Source organism: Weizmannia sp. FSL K6-3076, assembly GCF_038007245.1.
Taxonomy (GTDB): domain Bacteria; phylum Bacillota; class Bacilli; order Bacillales; family Bacillaceae_C; genus Weizmannia; species Weizmannia faecalis.
Genome location: NZ_JBBOWU010000001.1, coordinates 1,072,642 through 1,092,584 on the forward strand (window position 1 = coordinate 1,072,642; position 19,943 = coordinate 1,092,584).

Consider the following 19,943-nt stretch of genomic DNA (forward strand, 5'->3'; position numbering starts at 1 on the left):
AAGGGGGTTATACCTTTACTCGGACTTTTCCGGTTAAAAGCAACTGCATAAGGCCTTTTTTTTGTTGTTTTAACCCATTGAGTTCTTTCTCTAGTAACTCTATGTTGTTATCAATATTCGATAAAATATTAGCAATCGCTTTTTGTTCTTCAATAGATGGTAGTTTAACAACCATTTTTTTAACTATATCAGCGTTTAAATTAGGTTGACCACCTTGAGTATATTTTTTTGTTACCTTATCCATATGATTTTCCAAATAATAAAACAAAAAATTATTATCGCAGTTATCATTTGGTACTATAGCAAGAATAGCTTGGTTTATAGAAGCCCTTATTTTACTCATAGCAACTACACCAGCAGTAGCTCCATAAAGCGCAAGTAAAATTGTTTCTGGATTGACTAATTTTGCAGTTGAATTAGCCAACGCTTTCTCTGTAATGTATTCTTCTGTTTGTGTTACTTTTCTGGAGTTTAATTCCCCTGACTTTATCCAAGGAATTGTTCCATTCTCATAAAACTCTTTTCTCGTTCGAGATGGTGTCCCGCCAGAATATGTATTACAGAAGTTTAATATTCTTAAACTCCGCCATTTTCCTTCAAACCCAGGCAATCTCACTTCACCCGTCAACAACTTCTGCATTAACCCTTTTTTTTGCTGTTTTTTCTGCTCGATTAGCTTTTCTTTTAACTCAATTGCCTTGTCCCAAGTGGAGAGAATTGATGCAATTTTTTGTTGTTCTTTTATTGGAGGTGCTGCTACTGGAACATCAAAAAAATCAGTAACGTTTAAATTTAGTAGACCATCATTTCTCACACCTGTATTTATTACCCTTGCTAAAAATTTATTCAATTTTCCGGCTATAAAATAGTGCTTGTAAAACTCAGTAACCCCTTCTCTTATTTCAAAACAATAATATACATTTGGAACTAACGCCTCTTCATAATCTTCAAGCCTATATATACATCCATAGGGATAAGTCTTTGAATTTCCTTTGTTATATGCAAACTCATTTTTTCTAAGCAAAATGTATTTTGCAAGATTTTCCCCTGCAATTACCTTGCTAAATCTTTCAGTTTGATTAAGGAATCCTCCTTTTGAGGATATGGTTAATACATTATGAGACTTACCATCATTCTTTCTCTGGACTCTATTTGATATATCTTTTAACTTTTTCACTTTCCAATCCTTTGGAATAGTACCTATTTTTGTTTTCTGATATCCTATAGAATTTTCTATAAACTTAGCTTCGGCATTTATTTGCTGTAAAATATTTTGACTATTCATTTTCACACCTACAATCCAAGCTCTTTCAAATACTGTTCCATCTGCGCTTCGACTTCTTGAATCTCTTTCTTAATATTGGCGATATTTTCTTTCACCGCTTCCATATCGACCAGTTCTTCTTCTTCGAATGTATCGACGTAGCGAGGGATGTTTAAGTTATAGTCGTTTTCGCGAATTTCATCAATGGTAGCGACATAGGAGTATTTATCAATCGTTTCCCGTTTCTCATAAGTTTCCACAATTTTTTCGATATCTTGTTCTCTTAATTTGTTTTGGTTTTTGCCTTTTTCATAATGTTCTTCACCAGAAGCATCAATGAAGAGGACGTCTTTTCTTGTTCGGTCTTTTCGGAATACCATAATACAAGCTGGAATTCCGGTACCGTAAAATAAACCTTCCGGAAGCCCGATGACAGCATCCAGCAGATTCAGCTCAATAATTTGTTTGCGGATTTTTCCTTCACTCGCTCCTCTGAAAAGAACACCATGAGGCAGGATCGTCGCCATTCTTCCGTTTTCCGCTAATGAATACAGCATATGTTGAACGAACGCATAGTCCCCTTTTGAACTTGGCGGAACGCCCCATTCAAATCTTCTATATGGGTCAAGGCTTGCTTCCATTTTAAATTTTTTATCTGTGTTTCCTTCACCGGCAAATCCCATGGCCCACTTGTCTAATGAAAATGGGGGATTCGCTACAATGACTTGGAACTTCATTAACTTGCCATCTTCCAAATGCAGTGGATTCGCTAATGTATCTCCCCATTCAATTTTTGCATCATCAATGCCATGCAAATACATATTCATTAACGCTAACGAGTGTGTTGCACCATTCCGTTCCTGACCGTAAATCGCCACTTTTTTACTTGGTACTTGTTTTGCCACTTTAATTAATAATGAACCTGAACCACACGTCGGGTCATAAATACGATCGTTTTCTTGCGGTTTTACTAATCGTGCCAAAAGTTCTGAAACTTCGGCTGGCGTGTAAAATTCTCCACCCTTTTTCCCTGCATCTGAAGCAAAAAGCCCGATCATATATTGATAAGCATTTCCGACAATATCTTCATTTCCTAATTGCGACGGTCTTAGAGATAATTGATTAAAATCCTCTAACAAAGAACGGAGCATGGCATTCCGTTCTTTTGCTTTCCCTAGAATCGCCTCTGAATTAAAATCAATATTGCGGAAAACGCCACGAAGTTTCCCCGAGTTTTCATTTTCAATTCGTTCCAACGCTTTGTTTATGATCTCCCCGATTTCCGGATCATTTCTTTTACTATATAAATAGTCAAAGGTGGATGTTTCATCCAATACAAACCGTTCTCTCGATAATGCACGTTGAATGCGTTGTTCATCTCCATTGTAGCGCTTTGTATATTCTTCTAATTTCTCTTTATACGTATCACTCAGATACTTAATAAACAACATGGTTAAAATGTAATCTTTATAAGTTGATGAATCGATTTTTCCTCTAAACGTATCGGCAGCTTGCCATAAAACGCTGTTAATTTTCTCTTGTGTTGTCTGTTCAACCATTATTTCTCCTCCTGATTCTTACCACTTAAAATTTGTTGAGCAATGCCTTGAAATAGCAGCTCTTTTTCTTCAATCAGCTTCTTATACAATCGTTTTTCTTTTTGATGGAGCTGATATAGTTCTATTAGTGCTTTTTGTTTGGAAAGTGATGCAGCTATAATAGGAATGGTTTTTAAAACATGTTGATTCGTACTCGGTATCCGACTTCCCGCTTGAGAACGCTCCAACTCTTTTTTCACATTCCACGTGTTAAGATACCATGCTATGTATCGGGGCATAACTTTTGACTGATCGACTTTGATAATGGCAAAGTAAGATGGAATCAATAAGCCGCTGTACTCTTTATCGATACAGACTGCTGTATACGGCTGACTTAACCGCATCAATACATCGCCTTCTTTGGTAAAGTAATGATCTTCTAACTCATCATTACTAACAAACTCTTCAAACGAATCATTTTCGAGGAATCCATCTTCGCTTATATTTTTAAGAGACAGCAGTTTATATGTGGCCTTTGCCGTATATTCGATCTCCGCTTTTTTCCTGCTTAAAACTAGACCCGTCTTTATGTCAGCAATTTCACCCAGCAGCATGTCGCACCTCCTCCAAATGTCAAATTTAATATTTAACAAATTCGTTAAATAAAGTATATGACTTTTTTACTCTGCGCGTCAATTGTTTTTTTCAAATACGCAACTATAATCCCAATTTTTTCAGAGATATACAGGATATGCCTTGCCACGTCCCAAAATTTCAAGATGGATGGTGCCAGAGAAGCGCCTTGACTCTCTGTCTTTTTTGAAAGCGGGGGCAAAACCTCGAGGTGTTCTTGTTCTTTAAAGAACTAACGTCAGAATTTCTTCATCGGTTCATCGACCAATCAAAATGAAAGCAGATAGGTTCTAGAATTACTGTCGCCAATTCACTTGGATCCTCTTTGATTATGCCGCTAAGCCGGGAATTCAGCTAATCTGTACAACTAGCGAGCATGCCCGCGACTCCATGTAAAGTTTCAAGAACAGTCACTTATGATTAGTGTGCAGCATACACTTAGCGCGGTTGCTTGACCTTAATTTGTTGTCCGGTTAAGTGTAGACGATTCATACTATTAGCGAATGAAGTTCATAATACATTTCAGAACGGAAAAACTTTAGCTGAAGGACGGATTTTTTGGTTTTCATCTTTATCTTATAAAAGTATTCAAAACATGCACTATTTTATCTAACATAATGTACTTTTTTACTCGTTTCGCGTATAATAATATATAGAAGTATATAAAATAAAATGAATACCAAAAAACTTGGAGGTGTGATGATGAGCGAGACCAAAAAAATAATCGGAGAAAATATACCCTGAATTATTCACAGAAATTCAGAAACTTATTATAACTTATGGATTACCAAGCCTTTTCGGCTTTATTGTAATTCATTAAAAAAATGAAAAAAGAATCCATTTCTGTTAAAGTTAAAGTAACCAAAACAAAAACCAAACAGAAAGGACTCTTTATATGGTTACTTTAACGCAAAAAACACTTGATTTCAATCATAAAATTAAATTGTCAAATGATGGAGGTTCTCTTTCCTCCGATACAGGTGAGTTTCTTTTTAGAGAATTCGATGAAAAAATTGGTTTTTCAAAGACTTTAGTTAAGTACTTGAGACTTAACGATTCAAGGAAATATTATCTTCATTCAAATGAAAACTTGTTACGTCAAAAAGTCTATCAACTCATTGCCGGGTATGCGGAAGATGATGCGGCTGATCAGTTGACTCATGATCCTGTGTTTAAGGAAATCATTGAAACTCCAACACTTGCTTCCCAGCCCAGTTTGTCTCGCTTTTATACACGATTTGATAAAGATTCAATTGAACAATTAAATCTGGCTAACCAAGAAGTGCTTGATAAGATTCATTGTTTTCGACAATCGAAAGAGTTATTTATCGACTTGGATTCGACTCATTCGGATACATATGGGGACCAAGAATCTTCGTCATATAATACTCATTATGGCACGATGGGTTTTCATCCATTAGTCGCCTTTGATGGTGCGACTGGTGACTTTTTGAAAGCACAACTCCGTCCCGGAAATGTTTATACATCAAATGGTGTGGTGGAATTTATTCGGCCTCTCATTAAACATTATAACGAAATGTTTCCGGAAACTACCCTGTTTCTTCGTGGAGATAGCGGGTTTGCTGTTCCGGGATTATACGATCTGTGTGAAGAAGAATCTGTTTTGTATATTATTCGGTTGAAATCGAATTCACAACTACAAAGTTTAGCGAAGGAATACCATCCTTCTTCCGCACCTTTAGATGTTTCCAAGACGGAAACCTATTATGAAGAAACGATTTACCAAGCAAAATCATGGTCAAAACCAAGAAGGGTGATTATTCAATCGGTACGTCCTGCAGGTGAGCTGTTCTTTACCCATTCCTTTTTTGTTACTAACTTTGAATTAGCTTTTCCTCAAGATATCGTCCGAGCTTATCAAAAAAGAGGGACGATGGAAAACTATATCAAAGAAGCAAAAAATGGCTTTTACTTTGATCATATGAATAGCCACGCTTTTCTAGTGAACGAAGTAAAAATGATGTTAACACTTCTTGCATATAATTTGACCAATTGGTTACGAACTCTTTGTTTTCCGGAAGGTCAAAAAACTATGCAAATTGATACGATACGTACTCGGTTAATTAAAGCGGCAAGTAAAGTCGTGAAATCAGGCAGATCCCTTTACTTCAAACTATCATCGAGTTTTGTGTATCAAAATTTCTTTTGGGATGTACTGAATCGAATTCAAAAGCTACAATTGGAATGACCAATAGAATACTTCTCATAGCTGAAAAAATAAATTTTTCAGTCAAGGGGCAAGTATGCCCAAAATACCAGAATTGTTCTATTGAAAATTCAGTTATTTTATGAATTGGCTACGGTTCTTAATTAAATACCGTTATTTTCAACTAATTTAACAAAATTTATCAAATGGGATTTGTAGCTATGAATATTTCAGGTTGATTTGTCTCAGTAGTTGAAATACTGACTACTGAGTTTATAAGCATGTCATTATCTTGACCAAAATATTCGCAAAGCGGAAGAAAACCGTATAGAGGGGGGAGATGGCGATCATGACAATCATGATGATGAAGGAAACCATCCTTCTAACCCCGGTTTGGAAAGTCACAGTGAATCCGGTTCTACTGCAGAAAAGCAGAACAAAGGGAAACTGATCCTGGATGTCAATTGTGCGTCGGCTGACATTGCTTACCCTATGAATAAATAATTTAAAAATCATGTATTCAGTCTATGATTTCTATGAATAATTGCTTAAAATAAATCTATCTAAGAGCTCTGCATCGATCCGATTATTCAGTTATTTTTCCTGAAGAAAGGTGATTTAGATGACAACCATTCGGGATATTGCGAAAAAAGCAAATGTCTCCGTTTCGACTGCTTCACGGGCTTTGAATAATAATCCGCGCATCAGCGTAAAGACAAGACAGCGCATCCAAGCCATCGCAGCCGCGGAAGGTTATATGCCGAACTATAATGCCAAAAATTTAACGCTTGGTGAGGCAAACGTCGTAGGGGTTGTATTTCCGGCAGCTGAAAACAATGTACAGGGGAATCCTTTCTATATTGATATTTTACGGGGTATCAACAAACAGCTGGCCCCTCGCCACTACGTTCTGTCAGTTGCGATTGGTGATCACACAGAACAAGTTTTTGAGAACGTGAAATCTATGGTTGAACAGGCGAAAGTAAAGCGATTTATCTTACTGTATTCCTATGCAGGCGATCCGGTAACAGAATACTTGCGAAAAAAGGCATTGCGCTTTGTCATTATCGGCGAGCCGGTTGAAGATAAAAATGATTTTTATGTAGACAATAATAATTATCAAGCTGGTATTGCTGGAACAGAATACTTGCTTGGGCATTTAGGGGCGAAACACCCGGTTTTTATCGAATCTTCCCATGAATGGCCTTATGAGCGCAGCAGGCGGGAAGGCTTTCAGGCAGCCATTTTAAGACGTGGCGTTTCCCCACTGATTTACCGCCTTCAAAAGGAAAACAATGACGGCATAACGGAGGAGTTTATCCGGCAGCATCCGGAAATTGATAGTATCATGGCGACTGATGACATGATCGGTTTTGAATTTTACCATCATTGGCAGTGCGCCCATCCTGGCAAAAGCATACCGGCTGTAAGCTTTAATCATTCTTTTATTTTACAATTGGCAAATCATCAGTTTCATTCGATCAATTTATTTCCGGAAAATCTCGGTTCTGCAGCTGTCGAGCTGCTTTTTACAGATAAGGAAAATAAGGGGGGCGAAGAGCCACCGCGTAAAATCATTCTGCCATTTGAAATCAGTTAACGGCAGTGTTTTACATGCAGCAGATTCCAATCTTGCAACCGGTTTATGGATATTGTGTGAAACCGGTTGCGCTGATCCGGTAAAATCATATATAATAAAGATGTTCGATGCAGAAGACCCAAAATGATGAACATGTTCATTTTTTATTGCCTGTAATGCAATCGATCGCGCAATCCCCTGCCATGAGGTTTTAATAAGATTAAATCTATAACTACTAGCAGGAACTAAGAAATCTGGAAGAAAATTTGTTGGGGCTTCCAATAAATATGGAAAGCGATAGTACATTGGTGGCAAAAATGCAACCGGTTGCGCATTGAAAAGGGGGAATTACGATGAGGATTACCCAAAAATAAGGGAATAAAACTTATGCTGGAACGAACCAATATGGATCTTCAAAGTCTGTAATAAATATGGAAGGTGTCTCTGCGTTTACGGGGGAATGCAACCGGTTGTGAACGCAACCAGAAATATCCGGCCTGAGCGCAGGCTCTTAAATAGAATGGAGGAATGATCATGCGAGCAACGGTGAATACCGACGAAAAAAGTATTGGACGGGTAAAATCATCTGCAACTGTTAAAGGCGGCAAGAAAATTGGCAGCCACCAATTGCCGGCGCTGCCAATCAGCACGATTTGGATGATTAGTTTTGGTTTTTTAGGTGTGCAAATGGCCTTTTCGCTGCAAAGTTCGAATATGGGGCGCATCTTTCAAACGATTGGCGCCGATCCGACAAAATTAGGTTTCTTCTTCATCCTGCCGCCGCTTGCTGGACTTGTTGTCCAGCCGTTGGTCGGTTATTTCTCTGACCGGACATGGATACCGAAACTGGGCCGCCGGATCCCTTATTTGTTGGTAGGGGCCGTTGTGGCTGTGATAGTTATGTGTTTGCTTCCGAATGCCGGAAGTTTTGGCTTTGGGTTCGGATCAGTGACAGCGTTGACATTTGGAGCGGTGACTATCTTGTTTATGGATTTATCTTCCAATGTAGCCATGCAACCGTTTAAGATGATGGTCGGCGACATGGTAAATGAAGAACAAAAAGGTTTTGCTTATGCTGTCCAAAGTTTTCTCTCTAACAGCGGTGCAGTACTGGCCTGTATTTTTCCGTTTGTTTTAACGGCATTGGGCGTTTCAAACAGTGCACCAAAAGGCGTGGTGCCGCAATCGGTTGTGGTCTCGTTTTACAGCGGAGCCGTTATTTTAATTGTGTGCAGCCTGTTTACGGTTTTTAAAGTCAAAGAATATTCCCCGGATGAGTATGCCGTTTATCATGGCATCCAAAATCAAGCACAAAAAGAAAAAATGGGCATGTTTCAATTGCTCCTCAATGCGCCGAAAGAGTTCTGGACGATTACTGTCGTACAATTTTTCTGCTGGATGGGTTTTCAATATTTGTGGACGTATGGAGCGGGGGCAGTGGCCAAAAACGCTTGGAATGCAGTGGATCCGTCAAGCACGGCCTATCAGGAAGCAGCCAACTGGTTCGGCGTTTTATCAGGTGTGTATTCCCTTGCCGCGGTATTTTGGTCTCTTGTGTTAACAAAGGTATCGAAAAATAAACAGAAACCGGCTTATGCGTTCAGCCTAGTGCTTGGCGGGGTTGGTTTCGGTTCAGTTTTCTTTATCCACAACCCGGGCACATTACTTGTTTCGTTTATCCTGATCGGCATTGCATGGGCTGCGATGATGGCATTCCCGTTCACGATTCTGACCAATGCATTATCAGGAGAGAATATGGGAACCTATCTCGGGTTGTTTAACGGCAGCATCTGTTTGCCACAAATTGTGGCTTCCTGCTTAAGTTTTGTGATATTCCCGGCGCTCGGGTCCTCTATGCCGGCGATGATTTTGTTGTCAGGCGTGCTGCTGGTTATTGGGGCGGCTTCTGTTTCGCTGATTAAAAAAACGCAAACAAAGTAATTTTTTATGGAAAAGGGGAATGAATATGAAACGTATTTTTGAAGTACAGCCATGGAATGTTGTCAGCCATGATTTTAACCGGGCAGAAAAAAGGCTGCAGGAATCCATGACCAGTTTAGGCAACGGCTATATGGGCATGCGCGGGTTTTTCGAGGAGAACTACAGCGGAGATACTTTGCCGGGCATTTATTTAGGCGGTGTATGGTTTCCGGACAGGACCCGTGTAGGGTGGTGGAAAATCGGTTATCCTGAATACTTCGGCAAGGTGATTAATGCCATCAATTTTATTAAAATCAATATTGCGTTAAACGGAGAATTTATTGATTTGGCTAAAGATGAGATTACCGGATTCGAACTGAATCTCGATATGAAAAACGCACGTCTTACCCGTTCTTTTACTGTGGAAAAGGGTACGGTAAAAGTTGTGGTTACCTTTGAACGTTTCTTGAGTGTTGCCCAAAAAGAATTGTCAGTCCAGCGGGTTCGCCTAAAAAATCTCGGATCAGATGATGTGGACGTTAAGATCATTTCAGCCATCGATGCGGACGTTAAAAATGAAGATGCAAACTACGGCGAACGCTTTTGGGAAGTATTGCAAACTGATCAAAAAGAACAATCCGGATCACTGGTTGCCATTACGAAAGCCAACCCGTTCGGAACCCCGCGCTTTACGGTCGGGGCGGAAATGCACCATCGGACAGCTTTGCAAGCGAAAGTAGCTGCACCGGCTCATGATAAAGAAGTTGTAAATGGATTTAGCGGTAAATTGGTAGCCGGTTCGGAAATCGATTTTGAAAAGCGCGTGATCGTGGTTACCTCTCGGGATTATCATACTCAAAATAATTTGGTTTCTGCGATGAACGCGATCAGCGAAAAAACTGACAATCTATCCTATGATGAATTATTCGATGCCCATCGTGCGATTTGGGCAGAGCGCTGGGAAAAGTCGGACGTCAAAATTGAAGGCGATGTTGCAGCACAGCAGGGGATCCGTTTTAACCTCTTCCAGATGTTTTCAACGTATTATGGTGAAGACGCCCGCCTTAACATTGGCCCGAAAGGATTTACAGGTGAAAAATACGGCGGTGCCACGTATTGGGATACTGAGGCTTTTGCCCTGCCGTTTTACTTGGGGGTGGCAGAACCAAAAATTTCCAAAAATCTGTTGAAGTACCGTTACCAGCAGCTCGATGGCGCTTATCATAATGCTAAAAAGCAAGGATTAAAGGGCGCTTTGTTCCCTATGGTCACTTTCGATGGCATTGAGTCCCACAATGAATGGGAAATTACGTTTGAAGAAATTCACCGGAACGGGGATATTGCCTTTGCCATTTATAACTACACCCGCTATACCGGAGACAAGTCCTATGTTTTAAACGAAGGCAGCAAAGTGTTGACAGAAATCTCCCGGTTCTGGGCTGACCGCGTGCATTTTTCCAAACGCAAACAAAAATATATGCTGCACGGCGTCACCGGTCCTGACGAATATGAGAATAATGTGGATAATAACTGGTATACCAACTACATGGCCCGATGGACTTTGGCATACACTTTGCAGGTCCTGGAGGAAGTTTCTCAGGAACAGGCAGCTGTTTTAAATGTGACAGAGGAAGAAAAACAGTTGTGGCAGGATATTGTAGACCGCATGTATCTTCCGGAAGATGAAGAACTCGGCATTTTTGTCCAGCATGACGGTTTCCTTGATAAAGATATTAAGCCTGTGAGCGAAATTCCGGCTGATGAATTGCCAATCAATCAGCACTGGTCATGGGATAAAATACTGCGTTCGGCGTATATCAAACAAGCGGATGTATTGCAAGGAATCTGGAATTTTATTGATGAATTTACACCGGAACAGAAAAAACGCAACTTTGATTTTTACGAACCTTTAACCGTGCATGAATCGAGCCTGTCTGCTTCTATCCATGCGATTCTGGCTTCCGATCTGCACGATGAAAACAAGGCGGTGGAAATGTATGAACGGACATCACGCCTTGACTTGGACAACTATAACAATGATACCGAAGACGGGCTGCATATCACTTCAATGACGGGGAGCTGGCTGGCTATAGTGCAGGGATTTGCCGGCATGCGTGTCCGGGATGGCAAGCTGCACTTTGCCCCGTTCCTGCCGAAAAAATGGGACAAATACCAATTCCGCCTGTTGTTCCGAGGCCGTCTGATTGAAGTAGGTGTGGATACAAATGGAGTGTCACTTGAATTGCTGGAAGGCGAACCCTTGACGGTCGGTTTGTATGGAAAAGACGTTGAACTGGTTGCACAATCTTCGGTTTTTGTTTAAATGATTCTCCTTTATGCGAAGATATCGGAGGCATTTTTCCAAAATATTTTCATCCTAATGCTCGGTTAAATATTATTGTTGATGGCCGCGGGAGACTCCTGCGGGATAAGCGGGCCAGGCTGGCTCCCTCTTGCTGAGGTATCGGGCAAGAATTGGCAAACGGGCGGATATCGCGGCCATCAACATTGTACACTAACGTAAAAATAGAAAAAGTCTGGGAGATTCCAAATGAGAAGTTTTCATGATATTAAAGGATTTGCTTTTGACCTTGATGGTGTGTTGACGGATACCGCCCGTTTCCATGCACAGGCATGGAAGAAAACGGCAGAGGAAGTCGGCACGAAATGGACAGATGAACTGGCTGCGGGTTTAAAAGGAATCAGCCGGATGGATTCCCTGGAAATGATCCTGAAGGCCGGAAACTGTGAGCATTCTTATACACACGAACAGAAAGCACAATTGGCAGATGAAAAAAATGAGTATTATAAAAAGCTGATCGATACATTAACGCCGGAGGATATTTTGCCGGGAATGGCTGAATTTTTAATGGAGGTCAAGCATAAAGGGTACAAGCTTGCCGTCGCTTCGGCTTCCAAGAACGCACCCATCATTTTAGAGAGATTGGGCATCGCTGATATGTTTGATGCGGTTGTTGATCCGGCTGCTTTAAAATCCGGTAAGCCTGACCCTGAAATTTTTGTCCGCGCTGCAGAGTTGATGAATCTGCAACCTTGTGAAGTGATCGGCTTGGAAGACTCTATCGCGGGTATCAAGTCAATTAATGGTGCGGGGGAAGTATCGGTCGGGATCGGGGACAAAGATGAACTTTATGAAGCGGCTATCCACTTTGCCTCAACCGCGGAGGTCAGCCTTTCTGCCATTCAAGGTGATCCATATTTTTCTAGATCAAATTTGTAAAATATCCATTGTTCATCTAAGAAAAAGAAATGGATATTTTTTCAGAAAAAGGGCAGTCCCAAAGTCCTTTTTAAACAAGAAAACCCGTTGAGATATTAATTTTTCTCGACGGGTTTTTTCATTTAAAGCAAAATTTCCCCTGTGGAAACGGTCCTGAGAAACTATGTCACGACCGTTAGAGCAAGGGTGTCTATCGTGTGATGGAATCTGAAGGAAGCTGGAGGCAAAATTCTGATCCGAGGAACGAACATCATTAGGCGTACTTTCACAGGGTGAGGCTGCTAAACAAGTCAAAGCCCAAAAGCTATTCGGACGTGAAAACGTAAATGGTGCGGATGCATGGGATGAAAGTGAATCACCTTACCACGGTAAGCGTAAAATAATACCCATCTACTAACATAGGCGGATATTATTTTACGCTTACATAATAAAGAAATACGAATTCCAATGTAGTCCAATTACACAACTGACCATGATGCACGCTGTTTTTCCAAGCTTTAGCCACATTGTAAATAGGAATAATGACGTTGACAAACAATTGCCTCCGTCAAATTCATTACATTTTAAATGATATCAGAAAACTTGACGAAATTTTTCACTTCACGCTAAACCCATTCACATGCTTTTTTTGAGCGGACAAGAAAGCATGAAAAAACAGGATGAGCCATTGAAAAAGAAGGCAACACGAAGAATCCGAACCGTCATTCAGAATATGATAACGATGGCTTCTAAGCTGGTTACGAGGGCCGGGAATGGTAATTTTAAGGTCACAGGGGACAACAAACGACTGCTGACTTTTGCTCACTTATATAATACCTTAATACTAGAAATCCTGGGTAATAAGCGATAAGAAGAAAACCGAAACAAACCAATAAGTATGCAAAAATAAAAATTTGAAGATCTATTTGTTATGATCTAAAATAAGTGAAAAAAGAGAAATATTTATCTATCAAAGCAACAAAAGTGCATTATCGAATAATCAGATAATATTAGAGTTTCACTCTTGGGAAACTGCTTACCACCAGTGTTTACTAGTTTTTCATCAGGGATTCAGGTCTATTTTATGAAAGAACTCGTATCGACTGCCCGTATCGGCCGGTCACTCGGCATCCATTTGATTTTGGCAACGCAAAAACCGAGCGGGGTTGTCGACGACCAAATCTGGTCCAACTCGAAATTCAAACTGTCGCTCAAAGTCCAAAACACAAGCGATTCCATGGAAATTTTGAAAACGCCGGATGCTGCAGAGATCACCTTGCCGGGCCGCGCCTACTTGCAGGTCGGCAACAATGAAATATACGAACTGTTCCAAAGCGCATGGAGCGGCGCCAACTACGTCCCGGACCAGGACGACCAGGACATGTTGGACACTACGATTTATGCGATCAACGACCTTGGCCAGTACGAACCTATTTCTGCAGACTTAAGCGGGCTTGCTAACCAGAAAGAAATTACCAAAGTCCCGACCGAACTCGAAGCCGTCGTCGATTGGATCCATGCCCGCGCCAAAAAACTCGGCATCGCCCAACTACCAAAACCGTGGCTGCCGCCGCTTGAAGAGCGGATCTATCTGCCGGAATTGCATGCGGTGGATTTTAGGGAAAGTTGGCAAAATGAAAAAACAGATCTTGAGCCGGTGATTGGTTTTGCGGATTTGCCTGAAATGCAAGAACAAAAGGTGCTGCAGCTCAATATGGCGAAAGATGGACACATCTTGATTTATTCAAGTCCGGGGTACGGAAAATCTACATTTCGCCAAACAACGGTAATGGATCTGGCAAGAGTGAACAACCCGGAAAACTTGCATGTGTATTTGCTTGATTTTGGTACAAACGGCTTGCTTCCGTTAAAGGAACTGCCGCATGTTGCTGATACGATAATGATTGATGAAACCGAAAAAATTTCAAAACTGATCCGGCTTACTTCATCGGAGATTAAAAAGCGGAAAAGGCGGCTTAGCCAGTACGGGGTTGCAAACTTGAAAATGTACGAGAAAGCAAGCAAAGAACATGTTCCTGACCTGCTTTTTGTCATAGATAATTACGATGCTGTCAGGGAAGCGGATAATTCGGATGCTTTTGAGAAAATGATTACACAAATTGCCAGGGAAGGAGCAAGTATCGGCCTGCATCTTGTTATCAGCGCCAGCCGGCAAAACGCAATGCGGATGCAAGTATTATCAAATATTAAAATACAAATTCCGTTGTATTTAATAGACCGTACAGATGTCCGTGCCATTGTAGGGAAAACAGATATTGAAATTGAGGAAATACCGGGAAGAGGGATCGTAAAGTTGGATAATCCGATATTGTTCCAAACCGCATTGCCAGCGAGCGGAACGGATACCCTTGCGATCATAGAAAATATTCAAAAAGAAGCAAAGGAAATGGACCGTTTCTGGAGCGGAAAGCGGCCAGCCCCAATTCCGGTGATGCCAGAAGTCCTTGAATTTCCGCAGTTTGCAGCAAATCCTGCTGCAAAGGAATATGCTGAAAAAGGATGGATTCCAAGCTGGAGTTTGAAAATGTAACGCCCATTGCAATTGACACGAATGCCAGCGGGCTCTTTCTCTTGATGAGCGACCGGCTGGATGAATTAAGCCGATTGAGAGAATCGGTCACGAAAAATTTGTCACTTATAAAAAATAAGAAGCAAATTATGGTCATTGATTCGGGTGAACAATCTTTGTCACGGATAGCTTCACAGCTCCATGCCTATATTTCGGAGCAGGAAATCATCTCCAGGGTGAAAAATGATCTGCTGGTTGAAATAGAAAAAAGAATGAAAACCGGTTTACTTGATCCCAATTGGATAATCTTTATTTCCGATTTAAAAGACTTCTGCCGGCGGACAAATCTCACAGCAGAAGAAATGAATAAGCTGCTGAAGAATGGACCCAAAACAGCCATTCATTTTATCATCGGATCAGAATATGCTTATGTGGGCCAAAGTTTTGAAGAAGTGCCAAGACTTGTACGTGATTATGTGGAGACAGGGCTGATTAGTATGCGTCTAAGTGATCAGGATGTATTTAAACAATCCTATATTTCTAATGAAAAGTATCCAAAACCGTACGAGGGTTATTTTGTTCGTGACTATCAATATGAAAGAATTAAAATTCCTCAATAAAAGGATGGATGTATGATGGATGAAATGGTGCATACTTTGATGAATCAGAAGTCCAGGCTCTCAAGCCAAAAAATTCACATTCGCAGGATCTGGCAGATATAAACGCAAAGATTAAGAGATTAAAAAGTGCTTTAGGAGAACTGGAAAAGGAAATTTCCAATTTACAGGACAAAGCAAAGCCAATTTTAAGTTTTGAAATCGACGGCAGCAAGTGGAAAGGTGAAAAAAAGGGGGAAATTTGAGGAGGCTTATGATGTTTACCAGAAAAGTATAAATAACTATTTAAAAAAAAGCGGAAAATAAAAAGGAGCAGTTGAGCGACGAAATCAGACGTGAAGAAAGCAAACGTTCCATGTACCAAGACAGCCTATCTAGTATTGCCGCATAGATTTCAAACGTGTCAAACCTCATTGAGACTGCGCAAAACAAAAAATAGAGGTGACTTTACATGGGAGAAATTAAACTGAATGTTGAATTGTTCAATTCAAATATTGAACAACTGCAGGCAGCCGTGTCAGACATGGAGACCAATCTCATCAAAACAACGTCTTTTGACCAGACGAACATTAACCCGTTTAAAGAAGAGCTAAAACAAGTGACAAAGGCGATGGAACTGCTCAGTAAATATAAATCGATTTTGGAAGCAGATATTCAGACCCTTAAGAACACCGGGGAAGCCATCAAGAAACTCGATGAACAAATTGAAAAATCCTATGATAATTATCGAAATTTGCAACAGTAAAGGAGGCAAACCATTGGCAACAAAGTTGAGATGACTGAAGTCGTTTCTTTTTCGGATGAATTGAAATCGGCGGCAAGTTCGTTGAAAAGCCAGCTCGATGCTATTAAGAAAAGCGCAAATCAAATTGCAGAAATGGATTCCTTTACTGGATTACAGCAGATGCTGCGAAAGATTATCTCAAAGATTTTCATATGAAAACAACGGAAAACTTTATTTGAAAGCTTGAGTGTACAATTCTCCAGTCATATTTTATCGGTCCAGTCAGAAGTAGATTCAAGCAACGCAGTGCTTTTAGACAGCGACTATCTAGAACTTCCTGAATAAACAAAAATTACAAATTTGACAAGGATTTCTGCCACTTTTGTCGAATAAAAAGTGTAGGGGTTTTATAGGAAACACGTAAAATCTTTGCTTTTGAAGCCGTTACGATGTATAAAAAGACCGGACGATCGTTCACTTTGGCAAAAATGAAATAGAAAGAATCGCTGATCCGTCTTGTTGGATTGGGCATGGGTATCTTGTCGCTGGCCTGGTAAAACCAGGCTTCTGGACACCGGAATCCAATTGGAGACATGGGGAGGAGATGGGTTTATTGCGGGCGTGGTTAATGAAGCCATGCGTAGTTTTTAGCATGATCAAAATGAATGGAAAGGAAGCTGTCGTATGAGAAAAGTTGTTGCCTATGAGACGAGGGCGGATGAATTCCCCTTATTTCAAAAGTTTGCGAGAAAATTTGATTTGGATATCAAGTATGTGGATGATGTGTTAACCCCTGAAACGGCAGTGGAAGCAAAAGGGGCTGAAGCGGTGACGATCCTTGGGAATTATCCGGTGGGCGCCGAAACTTTTATGGCTTTAAGAGATGCCGGTGTAAAATATATTGGCTTGAGGACTGCAGGGTATAATCATATCGATCAGGAAGCCGCCAAAGCATATGGCATTCGTTTTTCGAATGTGGCGTATTCGCCCTATTGTGTTGCCGATTTTGCAACGATGCTGATTTTGATGTGTGTAAGGAAAGCAAAACAGATCTTAAGCCGTGTGGAGGCACAAGATTTTTCTGTGGAAGGGATTCAGGGCAGGGAAATGCATAACTTAACGATCGGGATTATTGGCGCCGGCAGAATCGGCAGTATTGTTGCGAAAAATTTGTCCGGTTTTGGCTGCAACATCATTGCACACGATACCGTTGAAAGAGATGAATTGCGCGGCATTTTGAAATATGTATCTTTGGATGAACTGCTGAAGGAAAGCGATGTGATAACCATCCACACACCCTTATTTGATCGTACATACCATATGATTAACCAGGATCGGATTGCAAAAATGAAGGACGGCGTTTGCATCATCAATTGTTCCCGTGGTGCCGTAGTGGATACGGATGCGCTTATCGCAGGGATCGAGGCGGGGAAAGTCGGCGCTGCCGGGATTGATGTACTGGAAGATGAGGAAGGGATTTTTCATTATGACCGCCGCACGGATATTTTGGCCCACCACCAGCTGGCTATTCTGAGATCTTTTCCCAATGTGATCGTCACGCCGCACACTGCGTTTTACACCGATCAGGCGGTTAGCGATATGGTGGAAATGGCGCTAACATCGCTTGTATCCTTTATGGAGACGGGGAAGAGCAGGTGGGAGATAAAATCATGAAGAGGATAAGCAGCTTTTTTATCATTGCAGGACAAACATAGAGATATTTAAGCACAGATTGAATGACCATTTTACAGCATTACTGTTGGCCTGATCCGTTGAAATAATGGGGTGGAAGCTGATTTTTTGCGTTAACACTTCGATTATGGTAAACTAATCAATGAACCGTTCAAAAAAGCTGTTGAGCGTTGTCCGATTGTTCATCTGTAATGCGTTCCGTCTTTAACGGCATATAACCCGCTTTCACTATTTGAGGTATAAAGAAGATAGGTGGGGAACCAGCTGCCCGTAAAAATCTTTAGAGGCGCCTTAAGCCTCCGTTTCCTGTCCGCCTCCGCCCATTTTAAGCCCTTTTTCACTTTGCTAACTTGCACTCTTGCCCGCTATCTTCGAGTAGTTGATCAATTCTTGCACTACATATGCCTGCCATCTATTCGGTGGTTTTTCTGGAAATATTAGCAGAAATGCTGAAGTATCAACGAGTGGTTTTTAATTTCAATGATTCCCATTTCCATTCGCCTGCGGGTTTTTGAAAAAGAAAGCCAAAACAAATGACGGCTGATGAAAAAATCTTTTATCAATGTAGGTATTAAAAATGAATCTTTATAGAAGGGAAGACAGGTGCCGAAAACTATCAAATAAGGAGTAGATTTGAAAAATGGTATTTAATAAGAAAAAAATTAACATCGTTAATATTCGACAAACGAAAAAAAGCGTGTTTGCTACAGGAGTAGGAAACGCGATGGAATGGTTTGATTTTGGCTTGTATTCTTATTTAGCTGTCATTATCAGCCGGAACTTTTTTAGTGCCGTGGAGAATGACGAGCTGAAATTAATGTTTACATTTGCCACATTTGCGATTGCCTTTTTAATGCGCCCTTTAGGCGGTGTTATATTCGGCAGAATCGGAGATAAATATGGGAGAAAAGTCGTTTTAACCATCACGATTATTTTAATGGCTTTTTCCACACTCCTAATCGGTTTATTACCTACGTATGACCAAATTGGAATATGGGCCCCGGTGCTCTTATTAGTAGCCAGAATTATTCAAGGATTTTCAACTGGCGGCGAATATGCCGGCGCCATGGTCTATATTGCAGAATCTTCCCCGGACAATAAGCGTAATGTGCTTGGAAGCGGACTGGAAATTGGTACGCTTGCCGGCTATATATTAGCTTCACTCCTTGCCAGTACGCTCTTCATCACGCTAACTGACCAGCAGATGGCCACATGGGGTTGGCGAATTCCATTTTTGCTTGGCTTGCCTTTAGGGCTGGTAGGGTTTTATTTAAGAGCCCATTTAGAGGAAACCCCCATTTTCGAAAATGAACTTTCTGTGGAGGGTGTCCAGGAGGAAAGCTTCCTTTCGATTTTAAAAAACCATAAAAAAGACATTCTAGTATGTTTCGTATCTGTCGCATTCTTTAATGTTACAAACTATATGTTATTATCCTACATGCCATCGTATTTGGATGAGGTGATTGGTTTATCCAGTACGGCAGGGACGGTATTAATTACGCTGATTATGGTGATTATGGTGCCGCTCGCTTTATTGTTTGGGAAGCTCAGCGACCAAATTGGAAACAAGACGGTTTTAATCATGGGTTTAGGCGGATTAACCTTATTATCTGTCCTTGCATTTTACTTCATCCATTTGAATACAATTGCATTCGTATTTTTAGGTATTCTCATTTTAGGTATTTTGCTTTCAACTTATGAAGGCACGATGCCTGGTACTTTGCCAACCATGTTTTACACGGATATTCGGTACAGAACACTGGCTGTGACTTTTAATGTTTCTGTTTCATTATTTGGCGGCACTACCCCGCTCATCTCAACATGGCTGGTTCACCAAACCGGGAATGCCCTGGCGCCTGCTTTTTATCTGACATTCTTCAGCCTTATTGGCTTTTTCGTCATCTTGTTCTTGTTCACCAGTACTTCCGGAAAGTCTCTAAAGGGTTCGTACCCAACAGTGGCGACGAAGACGGAGTATAAGGAAGCTATAGAAAATCCAAGACATTCATTATGGTGGCTGATGGAAAAACAAGAGGAAAATAAGCGTCTGTACAATTAA

Annotated in this window: 13 protein-coding genes; 10 read left to right on the forward strand and 3 right to left on the reverse strand. The window is 40.8% G+C overall.

What is annotated here, in order from left to right:
- Window positions 1-7 precede the first annotated feature (7 nt).
- From NSS95_RS04835 to NSS95_RS04845, 3 genes are read right to left on the reverse strand one after another with little or no spacing between them, the layout of a single operon-like run.
- A complete protein-coding gene (locus NSS95_RS04835) occupies window positions 8-1,285 on the reverse strand; it encodes a restriction endonuclease subunit S (protein WP_061565383.1) in 1,278 nt (425 codons plus the stop codon).
- 8 nt (window positions 1,286-1,293) lie between these two features.
- Complete coding sequence (locus tag NSS95_RS04840) at window positions 1,294-2,823, reverse strand: type I restriction-modification system subunit M (RefSeq protein ID WP_061565384.1); 1,530 nt, start codon at window positions 2,821-2,823, stop codon at window positions 1,294-1,296.
- Complete coding sequence (locus tag NSS95_RS04845; RefSeq protein WP_014095661.1) at window positions 2,823-3,416, reverse strand: restriction endonuclease subunit S; 594 nt, start codon at window positions 3,414-3,416, stop codon at window positions 2,823-2,825. The genes NSS95_RS04840 and NSS95_RS04845 overlap by 1 nt, the downstream gene beginning before the upstream one ends.
- A gap of 914 nt (window positions 3,417-4,330) precedes the next feature.
- Between NSS95_RS04845 and NSS95_RS04850 the strand changes: the two genes are divergently transcribed.
- The 10 genes from NSS95_RS04850 to NSS95_RS04895 all read left to right on the forward strand — a co-directional run bounded on the left by NSS95_RS04850 (window position 4,331) and on the right by NSS95_RS04895 (window position 19,943).
- Complete coding sequence (locus NSS95_RS04850; RefSeq protein WP_014097406.1) at window positions 4,331-5,644, forward strand: IS1380-like element ISBco1 family transposase; 1,314 nt, start codon at window positions 4,331-4,333, stop codon at window positions 5,642-5,644.
- Between the two features lie 580 nt (window positions 5,645-6,224).
- Entirely contained in the window at window positions 6,225-7,202 is a 978-nt protein-coding gene (locus tag NSS95_RS04855; RefSeq protein WP_046721183.1) for a LacI family DNA-binding transcriptional regulator, read from the forward strand.
- A gap of 513 nt (window positions 7,203-7,715) precedes the next feature.
- Complete coding sequence (locus tag NSS95_RS04860) at window positions 7,716-9,122, forward strand: SLC45 family MFS transporter (protein ID WP_061565325.1); 1,407 nt, start codon at window positions 7,716-7,718, stop codon at window positions 9,120-9,122.
- A 19-nt stretch (window positions 9,123-9,141) separates the two neighbouring features.
- Complete coding sequence (locus tag NSS95_RS04865) at window positions 9,142-11,424, forward strand: glycoside hydrolase family 65 protein (RefSeq protein WP_272864720.1); 2,283 nt, start codon at window positions 9,142-9,144, stop codon at window positions 11,422-11,424.
- Between the two features lie 228 nt (window positions 11,425-11,652).
- On the forward strand, window positions 11,653-12,342 hold the full coding sequence (gene pgmB, locus NSS95_RS04870) for a beta-phosphoglucomutase (protein WP_013858479.1): 690 nt from the start codon (window positions 11,653-11,655) through the stop codon (window positions 12,340-12,342).
- Window positions 12,343-13,405: 1,063 nt separating this feature from the next.
- Window positions 13,406-14,872, forward strand: coding sequence for an FtsK/SpoIIIE domain-containing protein (locus NSS95_RS04875; protein WP_061565324.1), 1,467 nt, complete (start codon window positions 13,406-13,408; stop codon window positions 14,870-14,872).
- Window positions 14,842-15,471 carry a hypothetical protein gene (locus tag NSS95_RS04880; RefSeq protein WP_052042097.1) on the forward strand — a complete coding sequence of 210 codons (630 nt, stop codon included), beginning with the start codon at window positions 14,842-14,844 and terminating at the stop codon, window positions 15,469-15,471. Before NSS95_RS04875 ends, NSS95_RS04880 begins: the two co-directional genes overlap by 31 nt.
- Before the next feature lie 448 nt (window positions 15,472-15,919).
- Window positions 15,920-16,213, forward strand: coding sequence for a TIGR04197 family type VII secretion effector (locus tag NSS95_RS04885; RefSeq protein ID WP_035189578.1), 294 nt, complete (start codon window positions 15,920-15,922; stop codon window positions 16,211-16,213).
- A gap of 663 nt (window positions 16,214-16,876) precedes the next feature.
- Window positions 16,877-17,866 carry a D-isomer specific 2-hydroxyacid dehydrogenase family protein gene (locus tag NSS95_RS04890; protein ID WP_035181978.1) on the forward strand — a complete coding sequence of 330 codons (990 nt, stop codon included), beginning with the start codon at window positions 16,877-16,879 and terminating at the stop codon, window positions 17,864-17,866.
- Between the two features lie 658 nt (window positions 17,867-18,524).
- A complete protein-coding gene (locus NSS95_RS04895; RefSeq protein WP_014095657.1) occupies window positions 18,525-19,943 on the forward strand; it encodes an MFS transporter in 1,419 nt (472 codons plus the stop codon).